The sequence below is a fragment of the Streptomyces gamaensis genome (assembly GCF_042656465.1).
Lineage (GTDB): Bacteria > Actinomycetota > Actinomycetes > Streptomycetales > Streptomycetaceae > Streptomyces > Streptomyces gamaensis.
This window is the reverse complement of sequence record NZ_JBHSPB010000009.1, coordinates 201552-215741: the sequence shown is the minus strand read 5'-3', so window position 1 is coordinate 215741 and position 14190 is coordinate 201552. Positions and strand designations below refer to the sequence as shown.

The 14190-nt window shown below is 74.2% G+C and carries 13 protein-coding genes; 10 read left to right on the top strand and 3 right to left on the bottom strand.

All coding sequences use genetic code 11. The annotated features are described in order from the left end of the window. Positions 1-136: 136 nt before the first annotated feature. The 3 genes from ACFP1Z_RS17195 to ACFP1Z_RS17185 form a co-directional block, all read right to left on the bottom strand. Positions 137-829 carry a LuxR C-terminal-related transcriptional regulator gene (locus ACFP1Z_RS17195; RefSeq protein WP_390317254.1) on the bottom strand — a complete coding sequence of 231 codons (693 nt, stop codon included), beginning with the start codon at positions 827-829 and terminating at the stop codon, positions 137-139. A gap of 148 nt (positions 830-977) precedes the next feature. After that, positions 978-2321, bottom strand: coding sequence for a sensor histidine kinase (locus ACFP1Z_RS17190; RefSeq protein WP_390317253.1), 1344 nt, complete (start codon positions 2319-2321; stop codon positions 978-980). Between the two features lie 425 nt (positions 2322-2746). Continuing rightward, positions 2747-3991 (bottom strand): sensor histidine kinase, encoded by a 1245-nt coding sequence (locus tag ACFP1Z_RS17185; protein WP_390317252.1) that lies wholly within the window; start codon positions 3989-3991, stop codon positions 2747-2749. Positions 3992-4164: 173 nt separating this feature from the next. Between ACFP1Z_RS17185 and ACFP1Z_RS17180 the strand changes: the two genes are divergently transcribed. From ACFP1Z_RS17180 to ACFP1Z_RS17135, 10 genes are read left to right on the top strand one after another with little or no spacing between them, the layout of a single operon-like run. Next, complete coding sequence (locus tag ACFP1Z_RS17180) at positions 4165-4593, top strand: NADH-quinone oxidoreductase subunit A (RefSeq protein ID WP_390317251.1); 429 nt, start codon at positions 4165-4167, stop codon at positions 4591-4593. Beyond that, complete coding sequence (locus tag ACFP1Z_RS17175; protein WP_390317250.1) at positions 4584-5231, top strand: NADH-quinone oxidoreductase subunit B; 648 nt, start codon at positions 4584-4586, stop codon at positions 5229-5231. The genes ACFP1Z_RS17180 and ACFP1Z_RS17175 overlap by 10 nt, the downstream gene beginning before the upstream one ends. Further along, positions 5228-6433, top strand: coding sequence for an NADH-quinone oxidoreductase subunit C (locus ACFP1Z_RS17170; RefSeq protein WP_390317249.1), 1206 nt, complete (start codon positions 5228-5230; stop codon positions 6431-6433). Before ACFP1Z_RS17175 ends, ACFP1Z_RS17170 begins: the two co-directional genes overlap by 4 nt. After that, a complete protein-coding gene (locus ACFP1Z_RS17165) occupies positions 6430-7395 on the top strand; it encodes a complex I subunit 1/NuoH family protein (protein ID WP_390317248.1) in 966 nt (321 codons plus the stop codon). The genes ACFP1Z_RS17170 and ACFP1Z_RS17165 overlap by 4 nt, the downstream gene beginning before the upstream one ends. Beyond that, positions 7395-7961, top strand: coding sequence for a NuoI/complex I 23 kDa subunit family protein (locus tag ACFP1Z_RS17160; protein ID WP_390317247.1), 567 nt, complete (start codon positions 7395-7397; stop codon positions 7959-7961). The genes ACFP1Z_RS17165 and ACFP1Z_RS17160 overlap by 1 nt, the downstream gene beginning before the upstream one ends. Continuing rightward, positions 7958-8545, top strand: coding sequence for an NADH-quinone oxidoreductase subunit J family protein (locus ACFP1Z_RS17155; RefSeq protein ID WP_390317245.1), 588 nt, complete (start codon positions 7958-7960; stop codon positions 8543-8545). The genes ACFP1Z_RS17160 and ACFP1Z_RS17155 overlap by 4 nt, the downstream gene beginning before the upstream one ends. Next, positions 8545-8916, top strand: coding sequence for an NADH-quinone oxidoreductase subunit NuoK (gene nuoK, locus ACFP1Z_RS17150; protein WP_390317244.1), 372 nt, complete (start codon positions 8545-8547; stop codon positions 8914-8916). Before ACFP1Z_RS17155 ends, nuoK begins: the two co-directional genes overlap by 1 nt. Continuing rightward, positions 8913-10904, top strand: coding sequence for an NADH-quinone oxidoreductase subunit 5 family protein (locus tag ACFP1Z_RS17145; protein WP_390317243.1), 1992 nt, complete (start codon positions 8913-8915; stop codon positions 10902-10904). The genes nuoK and ACFP1Z_RS17145 overlap by 4 nt, the downstream gene beginning before the upstream one ends. A gap of 5 nt (positions 10905-10909) precedes the next feature. After that, positions 10910-12487 carry a complex I subunit 4 family protein gene (locus tag ACFP1Z_RS17140; protein ID WP_390317242.1) on the top strand — a complete coding sequence of 526 codons (1578 nt, stop codon included), beginning with the start codon at positions 10910-10912 and terminating at the stop codon, positions 12485-12487. Then, positions 12487-14013, top strand: a complete 1527-nt coding sequence (locus ACFP1Z_RS17135) for an NADH-quinone oxidoreductase subunit N (RefSeq protein WP_390317241.1) — start codon at positions 12487-12489, stop codon at positions 14011-14013. The genes ACFP1Z_RS17140 and ACFP1Z_RS17135 overlap by 1 nt, the downstream gene beginning before the upstream one ends. The last annotated feature ends 177 nt before the right edge of the window (positions 14014-14190 follow it).

The window sequence follows — 14190 nt, the reverse complement described above, 5'->3', positions numbered from 1 at the left end:
TGGTCCTTTGGTTCTAGGACCGGTGCAAGGGCCGGTGACCGGAGGCGGCGGGTCCGCTTCCGGTCGGCTGCCCCACCAGGAGCGCTGAGCGCCCCTCCGGCGGAACCCGTGCCTCCCCCCGCCACCCCCGGAGCCGTCAGGACCGCAGATACGTCAGGACCGCCAGAACCCGCCGGTGATCCCCGTCACTAGGGGAAAGACCAAGCTTCTGGAAGATGTTGCTGACGTGCTTCTCGACGGCTCCGTCGCTCACCACGAGCTGCCGGGCGATGGCCGAATTGGTGCGCCCCTCGGCCATCAGTCCCAGGACCTCGCGCTCACGCGGAGTGAGCCCGGCGAGCACGTCCTGCTTGCGGCTGCGGCCCAGCAGCTGGGCGACGACCTCGGGGTCCAGAGCGGTGCCGCCCCGGGCCACGCGCAGCACGGCGTCCGTGAACTCCCGGACGTCCGCGACACGGTCCTTGAGCAGATAGCCCACGCCCCGGGTGTTTCCGGCCAGCAGCTCGGTCGCGTACTGCTCCTCCACGTACTGCGAGAGCACCAGCACGCCCAGCTCCGGGTGGTCGCGGCGCAGCCGCACCGCCGCCCGGACGCCCTCGTCGGTGTGGGTCGGGGGCATCCGCACGTCCGCGACGACCACGTCGGGCAGCGCGCCCTCGCCGGCCAGCTCGCCCACGGTCTTGACCAGGGCCTCGGCGTCGCCGACGCCCGCGACGACCTCGTGGCCCCGGTCGGTCAGCAGCCGGGTCAGGCCCTCCCGCAGCAGGACCGAGTCCTCGGCGATCACGACGCGGACCCTGGCGGCGTTCTCCAGGCTCTCCTGCGGCATCTGCGGCACTTCTCCGGCTCCCCCGGTCCCCGCGCCGCCCGGTGGCCGGGCGCGCGCTGCGAACATCGTCGCGTCCAGCATCTCAGGAACCGGGGGAGCGCCGGGCCGCGTCGGGGGACCGCCGAAGGGCAGCGGTGCCCCCTCGGCGTCACTGCCGCCAGGGCAGTTCGGCCGTCACGCTCGTCGGGCCGCCGGCGGGGGAGTCGACGAGCAGCATCCCGTCGACGGAGCGCAGCCGCCCGGCGAGGTCCGCCAGACCGTGGCCCGCCGGGCCGGCCGCCGGTACGGCCGTCGCCCCGCCGCGCCCGTCGTCGGTGACCATCAGCAGCAGCCGGTCGTCCGCGCGCCAGACGTCGACGCGGGCGCTACGGGCGCCACTGTGCCGTCCGACGTTGCGCAGCAGTTCGGCGACGGTGAAGTAGGCCAGGCCCTCGATGGCCGGCGCCGGGCGGGCCGGGAGCCCGACCTCGACGCGCACGGGCACCGCGCAGCGCGCGGCCAGCGCCGACAGGGCCGGGCCCAGACCCCGGTCGGTGAGGATCGCGGGGTGGATGCCGCGGGCCAGGTCGCGCAGTTCCCGCAGGGCGAGCTTCACCTCGCCGTGCGCCTCGTCCACCATCCGCGCGGCGGTCCGCGGGTCGTGGGCCAACGTCTCCTTCGCCAGGCCGAGTTCGGACTCGATGGCGGTCAGCCTGGCCTGGGCGCCGTCGCGCAGATCGCGTTCGATGCGGCGCAGGTCGGCGGAGGCCGTGTCGAAGGCCGTCCCCCGCGTCGTCTCCAGCTCGCGCACCCGGTACTCCAGCAGGGAAGGCCCCAGCAGCCCCAGCACCAGGACCCGGTCGACCTGGGCCAGGCCCCGGATCACCCACGGCGTCGCGAGCACCACGAGCAGCCCGAGCACGCAGCAGGCGGCGATGCGCAGCGGAGTGTCGAAGTAGTAGGCGGTGTAGCCGTCGCGGTCGCCGTAGAGCTGTATGCCCGGCTGCCCCCAGTACGCCGGGAACATCCACTGGTAGGCGGGATACAGCAACAGCAGCCAGCCGAGCGCCATCAGCGTCAGCGACACCCCGAACGCGGCCACCGCCCACGGCAGACGCACCACCATGTAGAGCAGGTGCCGCCAGGACGCGCCGTCCTTGAGCAGCGCGCCCAGCCAGGCGAGCGGCCCCCGCCGGTCCCGGCCGGGCCGTACGGGCGCGGGCCCGGCGACCTCCAGGCCCAGCAGGGCCCGGGCCCGTACCCGCTCCAGCGCCCCCAGCGCACGGGCCCCGGCGAGCGCGGCGGCCAGCACCGGCACCCCGAGGAAGGTGACCAGCAGACCGACGCCGAGCGCGGTCATGACCACGGTGTAGGCGAAACACAGGACCGCGATCGGCAGACCGAGCAGAAGATGGAGGAACTCCCGCCAGGTGCGCCCCTCCAGGGGCGCCCGCAGCAGAGCGGGCACCCGGTGACTCCGGGGCGCCGCCGCCCGTCCGGGGTAGATGGCCATGAGTCTGCGCTCTCCAGGGCTCGCGTGGGGGCACCGCGCCGTGGACGCACGGACGCGGGGGATGACACGTGAAAGCCTTCCGGAGCGGGAGCCGACGGACCATGGAGCGGGTCGGCGTCCTGGGGGTGGGGTTGCCCCTACCTCCAGGGGGGCGCGGGCCTGTGGGGGCGGGGCGCGTCGTGGTCGTACGGGCGCGGGTTGTGCGACGCCGGGACGGGCGCGGTCGCGGCGTACGGCCGCCGGGGCCCGGACCGTATGCCGCCGTGGGGCGCGTGGCGTGGCGTACGGTGCCGGGCCGGGGCCGCGCCGCACGGGTACTGGCGCGCGGGACCGTACGTCGCAGCGGTCGTGGGCGAGTGCGGCGCTCGCGCCGTCGCCGGGGTGCGCCCCACGGTCGTACCCAACCGCCCCGTCCGGCCGGCCCGTTACTCCTCCGGCCCCCGGTCGCGCCACGGCAGTTCGGCCGTCACCACGGTGGGGCCGCCGACGGGGGAGTCCACCGTGAACCGTCCGTCCACCGAGCGCAGCCGCTCCGCGAGCCCGGCCAGTCCGCTGCCGCCCGCCGTGGACGCGCCGCCCTTGCCGTCGTCGCGCACCCGCACCAGCAGCCGCCGGCCGTCGCGCCACAGCTCGACGCGCGCCGAGGCGGCCGCACTGTGCTTGCTGACGTTCTGCAGCAGTTCCGAGACGGTGAAGTAGGCGATGCCCTCGATCGCCGGGGCGGGCCGGGCCGGCAGGTCCACCGCCACGCTCACCGGCACCGTGCAGCGGCCCGCCACGGACGACAGGGCGGGGCCGAGGCCCCGGTCGGTGAGGATCGCGGGGTGGATGCCGCGGGCGAGGTCGCGCAGTTCGCGCAGGGCGAGTTTCACCTCGCCGTGCGCCTCGTCGACCATCTGCGCGGCCGTCTCCGGGTCCTCCAGCAGCTTCTCCTTCGCCAGGCCCAGCCCCATCGCGAGCGCGACGAGCCGGGCCTGCGCGCCGTCGTGCAGATCGCGTTCGATGCGGCGCAGATCGGCGGCGGCCGTGTCCACGACCACGCCCCGGCCGGCCTCCAGCTCGGCGATCCGCCGCTCCAGTTCGCCGGACGGGCACAGCAGCCCGCGCACCATCGCCCGGTCCACGTGCGTCAGCCCGCGCGCCACCCAGCCGAGCAGCGGCCACAGCACGATCAGCGTGATGAGGACGAGCGTGAACGCGAGCAGTCCCCAGGGCAGCCGGACGAACGCGTACAGGGTGCTGCGCCACCCCACCGGGTCCTTCACCGTCGTCCACAGCCAGGGGAAGAAGCCGCGCTCGCGCACCCGCGACAGCGGGCTCGGTTCGTCGATCCGCAGGCCCAGCATCCGCCGCGCCCGTGCCCGTTCCGCGCGGCCCAGTGCCCGCGAGCCCATCAGCCCGGCCGCGAGCAGCGGCAGCCCCACCACGGTGACCGTGAGCAGCACGCCGGCGAACAGCCACAGCGACACGTAGACGAAACCGAGCAGCGCCAGCGGCAGGTCCAGCAGCAGATGCGCGACTTCCCGCCACGTCGTCCCGGGGAAGGAGGGGGAGACCCGGGGCAGCCGCCCGTCCCCGTCCCGTCCCTCGTCGGGGCCGCCGTCCTCGGCGGCCGGGCCGCCTTCGGGGGCAATTCGGGACGTACTTCTCGCGGGACCGCTGGCGTTCATACCTCCAGCCTGCCGGGACGGACGAGGCCCGCGCCATGGGGGTCCCCGGGGCCACGGGGTGGGGACAACCCCACCTCCGGCCGGACAGCGCTGCTCGTCCCGGGCGTCTTTGGGCCTAGACTCCCGTGCGTACAGATCGTCGAACACGCGGGACAGGGAGCGAGGGGCGTTACGTGCCGGAGGCAGACGTGCGCACCAGTGGCGTCAGTGGCCCGCTCGCGGCCGAGCACGTCCAGGGGTACTTCCACAGCTACTCGGTCGTGGGACTGCTCGCCGTGGTCGGCGTGCTCTTCGTCGCCGTCGCCTTCACCGCCGGCCGGCTGCTGCGGCCGATCGTGCCGACGCCGGAGAAGCTGCTGACGTACGAGTGCGGCGTCGACCCCGTCGGCGAGGGCTGGGCCCACACCCAGGTCCGCTACTACGTCTACGCCTTCCTGTACGTGATCTTCGCGGTGGACTCGATCTTCCTGTTCCCCTGGGCGACGGTCTTCGCGGCGCCCGGCTTCGGCGGCGCCACCCTCGTGGAGATGTTCGTCTTCCTCGGCTTCCTCGCCGTGGGCCTGTTGTACGCATGGAAGAAGGGCGTCCTGGAATGGACGTGACACGCGCCGACCTGCCGCAGCCCGGCCGACTGGGCGCGCTGGCCCGGCTGGCCCCCGAGCCGATGAAGGTCGTCCTCAACTGGGGCCGCCGCTACAGCCTGTGGGTCTTCAACTTCGGACTCGCGTGCTGCGCGATCGAGTTCATCGCCGCGTCGATGGCCCGGCACGACTTCATCCGCCTCGGGGTGATCCCCTTCGCGCCCGGCCCCCGCCAGGCCGACCTCATGATCGTCTCCGGCACGGTGACGGACAAGATGGCCCCGGCGGTCAAGCGGCTCTACGAGCAGATGCCCGAGCCGAAGTACGTCATCTCCTTCGGCGCGTGCTCCAACTGCGGCGGCCCCTACTGGGACTCGTACTCGGTCACCAAGGGCGTCGACCAGATCATCCCCGTCGACGTCTACGTCCCCGGCTGCCCGCCCCGCCCCGAGGCGCTCCTCCAGGGCATCCTCAAACTCCAGGAGAAGATCGCCCGGGAGTCGCTGGGCGAGCGGTACGCCTCCGGCGGGGGTGCGGGTGCCGGTACCGCTGGTTCCGCTTCGGCGGCGGAGCTGCGCAGCGGGCTGGTGCAGCCGCCGGGTGCCGCCGGTGCGGACCGTTCCCCGGGGGACGCGGGGAACGAGGGGACGGACCGATGAGCGACGCGACGCGGCCCGAGGGGAACGGCGCCGGCGCCGAGGCCCCGGGCCCGGCGGGTGCGCCCGGGCCGGGCCGTACCCCCGTGCCGCCGGAAGCCTCCGGCGCGGCGGCCTCCGGCGGCGGGCGCCCGGACGCTCCGGGCGGCGACGCCGCCGGCCCGGCCGGCGAGGCCGTCGGCTGGCTGCCCGCGTCCGCCGGTGAACTCTTCGGCGACGGCGCGAGCGCCGCCCTCGCCTACGACCTGCTGACCGTCGACGTGCCCGCCGAGCGCTGGACCGCCGCCCTGCGGACCGCGCGCGACACCCTCGGCTGCACCTTCTTCGACTGGCTGAGCGCCGTCGACGAGCCCGGCACCGGCTTCCGCGTGTGCGCGCACCTCGCCGCGCTGCCCTCCGGGGACGTACGGACCGTACGGCGCCTGGTCGTCCGTACCACCGTGCCGCACGACGCGCCCGTCCTGCCCACCGCCGTCGGCGTCTACGCCGGAGCCGCCTGGCACGAGCGCGAGACGCACGAGATGTTCGGCATCGGCTTCGCCGGGCACCCGCACCTCGTGCCGCTGCTGCTCCCCGAGAGCTTCGAGGGACACCCGCTGCGGAAGGACTTCGTGCTCGCGGCCCGGGTCGTGAAGGCGTGGCCGGGGGCGAAGGAACCGGGGGAGTCCGAGCACGGCGGCCCGAAGCGGCGGCAGATGCTGCCCCCGGGCGTCCCCGACCCCAACGAGTGGGGCCCGCTCAAGGGCCAGCTGCCCCCGGCCCCGGCCCGCCCGGCCCGCACCGCGCGCGCAGCGGGCACGGCCACAGGCGAACGCCCCCGCCGCACCCGCACCGCCGCCGCAGGCTCGGCGAGCCAGCAGACGGAGGGTGCCGCACCGGCGGAGGGCGCGCCCCCCGCGCGTCCGCGTCGGACGCGCAGCGCGAGCCAGGGTTCCGCGAGCCAGCAGGAGCAGCCGGCGGCGCAGCCGCAGCCGCGCCCGCGACCCGCCCCGCGCTCGGCGGACGCCCCATGGCACCACGCCCGCCCCGCCTTCGACGACGAGAGCCCGGAGCGGCGCCCGGCCGCGCCCGGCGAACCGGAACCCGGACAGCCCGGAACCGGCGGACCCGCCCCGCAAGCCGACCGCCCGCACGGCGGCAAGCCGGAAACCCCCGACCCCGAACACCCCGAACATCCCGACCCCGCAGGAGGCGACACCGCGTGAGCGACACACTCGATGTGGTGCTGCGCCTTGTGGCCGTGTTCGTCGCCTTCCTGGTGCTGCCGCTCGTCGTCGGGCAGACCGAGCACAAGGTGATGGCCCACATGCAGGGCCGGCTCGGGCCGATGTACGCGGGCGGCTTCCACGGGTGGGCGCAGCTCGTCGCGGACGGCGTGAAGTTCGCGCAGAAGGAGGACGTCGTGCCCGCCGGCGCGGACCGGCGGATCTTCCGGCTCGCGCCGGCCGTGGCCCTGCTGCCGTACCTGCTGGTGCTGCTGGTGATCCCGGTCGGCCCCGGCGGCGCGGTCGGGCAGGCCGTGGACGCGGGCGTCTTCTTCGTGCTCGCCGTGATGGGCGTGGGCGTCCTCGGCTCGCTGATGGCGGGCTGGGCGTCGGCCAACAAGTTCTCGCTGCTGGGCGGTCTGCGCACCGCCGCGCAGCTGATGGCGTACGAGCTGCCCATGCTGCTCGCGGCGGCCTCGGTCGCCATGGCGGCGGGCACGGTCTCGCTGCCCGGCATCGTGGACGCCTTCCACTGGTGGTGGGTGCCCTGGCAGCTCGTCGGCGGGCTGGTGTTCTTCACGGCGGGCCTCGCGGAACTGCAGCGGCCGCCCTTCGACATGCCGGTCGCCGACTCGGAGATCATCTTCGGCGCGTACACCGAGTACACGGGGCTGCGGTTCGCGCTGTTCCTGCTCGCCGAGTACGCGGGCATCGTCGTGCTGTGCGGGCTGACGGCCGTCCTCTTCCTCGGCGGCTGGCACGGCCCGGCCGGCGCGGACGGCCTGGGCTGGGTGTGGACGCTGGCGAAGACGGCGGTCCTGGCGTTCGTCGTGATCTGGCTGCGGGTCACCTACCCGCGGCTGCGCGAGGACCAGCTGCAGAAGCTGGCCTGGACGGTGCTCATCCCGCTGGCCCTCGCGCAGATCGCGCTGACCGGCGTCGTGAAGGTGGCGATCTCCTGATGGGCTTTCCCGGAAGCGGCCTCGCCAAGGGCCTGGCCGTCACGCTCAGGACGATGACCCGGCGCTCGGTCACCGCCCAGTACCCCGACGCACAGCCCGAACTCGCCCCCCGCACCCGCGGCGTCATCGGGCTGTTCGAGGAGAACTGCACGGTGTGCATGCTGTGCGCCCGCGAGTGCCCGGACTGGTGCATCTACATCGACTCCCACAAGGAGACGGTGCCCCCGGCCGTCCCGGGCGGCCGCGAGCGCAGCCGCAATGTCCTCGACCGCTTCGCGATCGACTTCGCGCTGTGCATGTACTGCGGGATCTGCATCGAGGTGTGTCCCTTCGACGCGCTGTTCTGGTCGCCGGAGTTCGAGTACGCCGAGACCGACATCCGCGACCTGACCCACGAGCGGGACAAGCTCCGCGAGTGGATGTGGACCGTACCGGAGCCGCCCGCGCTCGACCCCGCGGCCGAGGAGCCCAAGGAGGTCGCGGCCGCCCGCAAGACGGCCGAGAAACTGGCCGCGCAGGCGCAACAGGAACAGCAGGAGCAGGAGAAGAAGGAGGGAGACACATGACCGGCACCGCCGCCCTCGCGCACCCCGCCGCGCTCGCCGCGGACACCCCCGGATTCCTCTCCCCGTCCGGGGTCGAGATCGTCTTCCTCCTGGTCGGCCTGGTCACCCTCGGCGCGGCCGCGATGACCGTCACCACCCGGCAGCTCGTGCACGCCGCCCTGTGGCTGGTCGTCGCGCTCGGCGGACTCGCCGTGGAGTACCTGCTGCTGACGGCCGAGTTCATCGCCTGGGTCCAGGTCCTGATCTACGTGGGCTCCGTCGTCGTCCTGCTGCTGTTCGGGCTGATGCTCACCAGGGCGCCCATCGGCCGCTCCCCGGACGCGGACTCCGGCAACCGCCCGGTCGCCCTCGCCGTCGCCCTCGCGGCGGCGGCAGCGCTCGTCTGGGTCGTCGTCGACGCGTTCCGCACCACCTGGATCGACCTGGGCGACGCCCCGCAGGGCACCACCAAGGTCTCCGGCGAGATCCTCTTCCGGCACTGGGTGCTGCCCTTCGAGGCGCTGTCGGTCCTGCTGCTCGCCGCGCTCGTCGGCGCGATCGTGCTCTCCCGCAAGCGCGGCGCCGGAAAGGACGGACAGGGCTGATGCACCTCGTCTACCCGGCGGTCCTCTCCGCCCTGCTGTTCTGCACCGGCCTGTACGGGGTACTGGCCCGGCGCAACGCGATCCTCGTGCTGATGGCGGTCGAGCTCATGCTCAACTCCGTCAACCTCAACCTCGTCGCCTTCGACGTGTGGCTGCGCGACACGCTCCACGCCGGACAGGCGCTCACCCTCTTCACCATCGCCGTCGCCGCCGCCGAGATCGGCATCGGCCTGGCGATCGTGCTGCTCGTGTACCGCAACCGCGGCACCGCCGACATCGACCGGCTGCGCGACCTCCGCGAGGACGCCCCCGAACCGGCCGACAGCACGGACGGCCGCACACCGGAGAAGACGGCGGAGGCCGCCGCGTGACGACCACGACCACCGCCGCCCTCGTCCCGCTGCTGCCGTTCCTCGGCGCCGCCGCGGGCCTGCTCCTCGGCCGCCGCGCCCCCGGCCTCGTCCGGCCGCTGGCCGTCCTGCCCACCCTCGCCTCGGCCGTGCTCGCCGTCCTCGTCGCCTGGCGACAGGGCGGCGGACAGCCGCTGGACGCGGCCACCCGGCTCACCCCCACCGGCTCCCTGCCGATCGACCTGGCCCTGCACCTCGACGGCACCGCCGTCCTCGTCGCGGTCCTCGTCGGCGTCGTCGCGACCTGCGTACAGCTGTACTCGACGGCCTACCTGCGCGACGACCCCCGCTACCCCTCCTACGCGGCGCTCGTCTCCCTGTTCACCGCCGCGATGCTGCTCGTCGTCTACAGCGGCGACCTGATGGTGCTGCTCGTCGGCTGGGAGGTCATGGGCATCTGCTCGTACTTCCTCGTCGGCCACTACTGGGAGACCGAGGCCGCGCGCTCCGCCTCCCTCAAGGCCTTCCTCGTCACCAAGCTCGGCGACGTCCCCTTCCTCATCGGCATCCTCGCGCTGGCCGCCGACGCGGGCACCTTCCGCATCAACGGCATCCTCACCGCCGCCGCGGGCGGCACCCTCGCGCACCCGACGCTGATCGCGCTGCTGCTCCTCGCCGGGGTCGCGGGCAAGTCCGCGCAGTTCCCGCTGCACACCTGGCTGCCCGACGCGATGGCCGGCCCCACCCCGGTCTCCGCGCTCATCCACGCCGCGACCATGGTCGCCGCCGGCGTCTACGTCGTCGCCCGGCTGCTGCCGGTCTTCGCCGCGTCCACCGCCGCCCTCCTCGTCCTCGCCGTCATGGCCGCGCTCACCATGGCCGGCTCGGCGCTCGCCGCGCTCGCCCAGGACGACATCAAACGCGTCCTCGCCTACTCCACCATCGGCCAGCTCGGCTACATGACCGGCGCCCTCGCCGTCGGCGACCGGGGCGCCGCCGTCTTCCACCTCATCACCCACGGCGCGTTCAAGGCCCTCCTCTTCCTCGGCGCGGGCGTGATCATCCACGCCGCCGGCACCAACTCGCTGGCCGCCATGGCCCGCATGGACGGCCTCGCCCGACGCGTCCCCGACGCCTACTGGACGATGACCGCCGCCCTCCTCGCGCTCGCCGCGATCCCGCCCTTCAGCGGCTTCTTCTCCAAGGAAGCCGTCCTCGGCGCCGCCGAGCGCGCCGCCCACGGAGAGACCGGCGGGGTGCCCGGCGCGGCGGGCTGGATCGTCCTCGTCGCCGGGCTGGCCACCGCCCTGCTCACCGCCGCCTACGCGGGCCGGCTTTGGCTGCTCGCCTTCCACGGCAGGGGACCCGAGGCCACCGGCCACGGCCGCGAACCCCTCGCCATGAACGCCGCCCTGTGGATCCTCTTCCTGCCCGCCCTCGGCCTCGGGCTCGCCGCCTGGAAACTCCCCGACTGGCTCGGCGGCCACGCCCTGACCCCGACCCTCACCACCTCCCTCCTCGGCACGGCCTGCGCCCTCGCCGGCCTGCTCGCCGTCCTGCTGGCCTGGGGCCGCACCCGCACGGCCGCCGCCCGTACCCCCATGGGCGCCGTCGCCGCCGACCCGGCCGCGGCCCCCTACGTCTCCGAGGAGGAGACGATCGCCACCCACGAACTCGCCTACGGCAGCCCCGCCGCCGCCCAGGACCCCGCCGACCCCGGCCGGCTCCTGCTCGGCCCCCTGCACCGGCACGCGGCCGCCGGCTTCCACCTCGACGCCGTGTACACCGCGCTGTTCGTCCGGCCCGTACGCGCCGGGGCACAGCTCGCCCGCTTCCTCGACCGCGAGGTCGTCGACGCCTACGTCCGCGGCGCCGCCACCGCCCCCGGACTCCTCGGCGCCGCCGTCCGCCGCGCCCAGACCGGCAATGTGCAGACCTATCTGGGCGCCCTGCTCGCCGGCTCCGTCGTCCTGGCCGTCACCGCCGTTCTCGCAGCCACCGGAGCCTGACGACCATGAGTGATTCCGTGATGCAGTACCTCCTCCTCGCGCTCGTCGTGCTCCCCCTCGTCGGTGCCGCCTCCGCCCTGCTGCCGGCCCCGCCCGGACTGAAGGGCCGCAGCCCCGAACAGGCCGTGCTGCGGCACGGCGTCACCGTCACCGGCGCCGTGCTCGCCCTGACCGCCGCCCTCGCCGCCGGCTTCGACCACGACGACCCGGCGCGCATGCAGGCCACCACCGACGTCAGCTGGATCCCCGCCCTCGGCATCCGCCTCCATCTCGGCGTGGACGGCGTCTCGCTCCCCCTCCTGCTGCTGACGGCACTGCTGACCTTCCTGTGCGCGCTGTACTCCTACTTCCGCGTGCCCTCCGGCCCGTCCCCGAAGGCGTTCGTCGCGCTGCTGCTCCTGCTGGAGTGCGGCACCCTCGCCAGCTTCGCCGTGCTCGACCTCGTGCTGTTCTTCCTGGCGTTCGAGACCGTGCTCGTCCCGATGTACTTCCTCATCGCCCGCTGGGGCGGCGAGAACCGCGAGCGCGCCGCCTGGCGGTTCATCCTCTACACCGTGCTCGGCTCCGTCGTGATGCTGCTCGGCCTCCTCCTCGTCGGGATCAAGGGCGGCACCTTCGACATGGTGGCACTCGCCACTGACAATGGGGCGGGCCTCAGCCATTCCGTGCAGGTCATCGCCGTTCTCGCCATCGGCCTCGGACTGGCCGTCAAGGCCCCCATGTGGCCCCTGCACACCTGGCTGCCCGACGCCCACACCGCCGCCCCCACCGTCGGCTCGGTGCTGCTCGCGGGCGTCCTGCTGAAGATGGGCACCTACGGCTTCGTCCGCATCGTGCTGCCCGTCGCCCCCGACGGCGCCCACACCTTCGCGCCCTACCTCGCCGCGTTCGCGGTGACCGGCATCGTCTACGGCTCCCTGGTCTGCCTCTCCCTCGCCCGCCGGGGACAGGGCGGCGACCTCAAACGGCTGATCGCCTACTCCTCCGTCGGACACATGGGCTTCGTCCTGCTCGGCATCGCGACCATGACCCCGACCGGCGTCAACGGCGCCCTGTTCGCCAACGTCGCCCACGGACTGATCACCGGCCTGCTGTTCTTCCTCGTCGGCGGCGTCAAGGACCGCCTGGGCACCAGCGACCTGGACACCCTCGCCGGGGCCACCGGCGCCGCCCTCTACGGCCGCGCCCCGCGCCTGGGCGGACTGCTCGCCTTCGGCGCGGTCGCCTCCCTCGGACTGCCCGGACTCGCCGGGTTCTGGGGCGAGATGCTGGCGATCCTCGGCTCGTACCGGCCCGCCGACGGGCTCAGCCGCCCCGCCTTCCTCGTCTTCATGGCCCTGGCCGCCTTCGGCACCCTGCTGACCGCCGCCTACCTGCTGGCCGTCGTACGGCGCGTGTGCATGGGCGGCGACGGCGGGATCCCCGCCGAGTTCCACCACGGCCCGCGGCTCGCCGACGTCCACGGCCACGAGTTCGCCGCCTGGACCCCGCTCGTCGCCCTCACCGTCCTCGCCGGGCTCTGGCCCGCCGCCCTCCTCGGCCTCACCGACCCGGCCGTACAGCAGCTCCTCGGAGGCAACTGATGGGCTCCCTGGTCCAGTCCGTCGACTGGCTCGCGATCGCCCCGCCCACCGTCACCGCCGTGGCGGCCCTCGCCGTCCTCGTCGCCGACCTCTTCCTGCCCGAGGGGAAGAAGCCGCTCCTGGGCGTCATCGCCACCGCCGGGCTCGTCCTGGCCGGACTGTGCCTGCTGCCGCTGCTGGACGGCGACCGCTCCACCTTCTGCCTCACCGGCGAGGGCGGCGCGTGCAGCTACAGCGCCGACCACTTCACGCTCGTCATCCAGTTCCTGGTGCTCGGCGGCGCCCTGCTGACGGCCCTGCTGTCCGTCGGCGACATCGTCGACTTCGCGCTCCCCGCCGGGGAGTTCTGGTTCCTGCTGCTGTCCTCCGCCGCCGGCGCCGCCCTGCTGCCCGCCTCCCGCGACCTGGCCACCCTCGTCATCGCCCTGGAAGTCGCCTCCCTGCCCGCCTTCGCCCTCGTCGGCCTCAAGCGCGGCGACGCCCGCTCCTCCGAGGCGGCCCTGAAGTTCTTCCTCTCCTCGGTCACCGCGACCGCCGTCACCCTCCTCGGCGTCAGCTTCGTCTACGCGGCCACCGGCAGCCTGCACCTGACCGAGGTCGCCGACGGCCTCACCCGCGTCGACCCGCGCCTGACCACCCTCGCCGGAACGGGCGTCGCGCTCACCCTCGTCGGCTTCGCCTTCAAGACGGCGGCCGTGCCCTTCCACTTCTGGGTGCCCGACACCTACGTGGGCGCGCCCCTGCCCGTCGCCGCCTACCTGTCCGTCGTCGGCAAGGCCGTCGGCTTCACCGGCCTCGTGCTCGTGACGGTCGTCGCCTTCCCCTCGCACGCCGACGTGTGGGCGCCCGCGCTCGCCGTACTCGCCGCGCTGACCATGACCATCGGCAACGCCGCCGCGCTGCGCCAGCGCCCCGACCGCCGGCACAGCGCCGTCCGCCTCCTCGCCTGGTCCTCCGTCGGCCAGGCCGGCTACCTGCTGGTGCCGCTCGCCGCCGCCGGGTACACCGAGGACCCGGCGGTCGCCATCGGCTCGACTGTCGCGTACGCGCTGATGTACGCGGCCGTCAACCTGGGCGCCTTCGGTGTCGCCGCGCTCGTCGCCCGCACCCGCCCCGCCCACCGCCTCGACGACTACCGGGGACTGGCCGCCCGGCGCCCGCTCGTCGCCCTCGCCCTCGGCTTCTTCCTGCTGTGCCTGGCCGGTCTGCCGCCGGGCGTCATCGGCCTGTTCGCGAAGGTCACCGTCTTCCGCACGGCCCTCGACGCGGGCCTGGGCTGGCTCGCGGCCGTCATGGCCGTCAACGTCGTGATCGCGCTCTACTACTACCTGCAGTGGACGGCTCTCCTCTTCCGCCCGGCCCCGGCCACCGCGGTTCCCGGGGAGCCCCAGGAGCCCGTACAGGAGCGCCCCGCGCGCGTCCCCGCACCGCTGGCCTGCGCCATCAGCCTCGCGGCCGCCCTCGGCGTGGCCCTCTCCGGCGCCCCCGAACTCGTCCTGCGCTTCGCCTCCCGGGCGCTGCTGTAGCCGGGGGCACGGGCCGGCGGGCCGGCGGGCCGGCGGGCCGTCTCACCCGTACGGCCCGTCGCACCAGGGAACCCGGAGCCCCCGTCTGGCGTTGACCGGTTCGGAAGGTTCCACTGGAGACTCCACCGGGAAACGCGTGGAAGAGCCAGGCAAAGGGTTCCCCTGCCGCACCACTTG

What these genes read in the sequence shown, in the direction of transcription:
- nuoK (WP_390317244.1), top strand. Translation starts at nt 8,545, where the DNA reads ATGCACCTCGTCTACCCGGCGGTCCTCTCCGCCCTGCTGTTCTGCACC.
- ACFP1Z_RS17175 (WP_390317250.1), top strand. Translation starts at nt 4,584, where the DNA reads ATGGACGTGACACGCGCCGACCTGCCGCAGCCCGGCCGACTGGGCGCG.
- ACFP1Z_RS17135 (WP_390317241.1), top strand. Translation starts at nt 12,487, where the DNA reads ATGGGCTCCCTGGTCCAGTCCGTCGACTGGCTCGCGATCGCCCCGCCC.
- ACFP1Z_RS17160 (WP_390317247.1), top strand. Translation starts at nt 7,395, where the DNA reads ATGGGCTTTCCCGGAAGCGGCCTCGCCAAGGGCCTGGCCGTCACGCTC.
- ACFP1Z_RS17195 (WP_390317254.1), bottom strand. Translation starts at nt 829, where the DNA reads ATGCCGCAGGAGAGCCTGGAGAACGCCGCCAGGGTCCGCGTCGTGATC.
- ACFP1Z_RS17185 (WP_390317252.1), bottom strand. Translation starts at nt 3,991, where the DNA reads ATGAACGCCAGCGGTCCCGCGAGAAGTACGTCCCGAATTGCCCCCGAA.
- ACFP1Z_RS17155 (WP_390317245.1), top strand. Translation starts at nt 7,958, where the DNA reads ATGACCGGCACCGCCGCCCTCGCGCACCCCGCCGCGCTCGCCGCGGAC.
- ACFP1Z_RS17170 (WP_390317249.1), top strand. Translation starts at nt 5,228, where the DNA reads ATGAGCGACGCGACGCGGCCCGAGGGGAACGGCGCCGGCGCCGAGGCC.
- ACFP1Z_RS17190 (WP_390317253.1), bottom strand. Translation starts at nt 2,321, where the DNA reads ATGGCCATCTACCCCGGACGGGCGGCGGCGCCCCGGAGTCACCGGGTG.
- ACFP1Z_RS17140 (WP_390317242.1), top strand. Translation starts at nt 10,910, where the DNA reads ATGAGTGATTCCGTGATGCAGTACCTCCTCCTCGCGCTCGTCGTGCTC.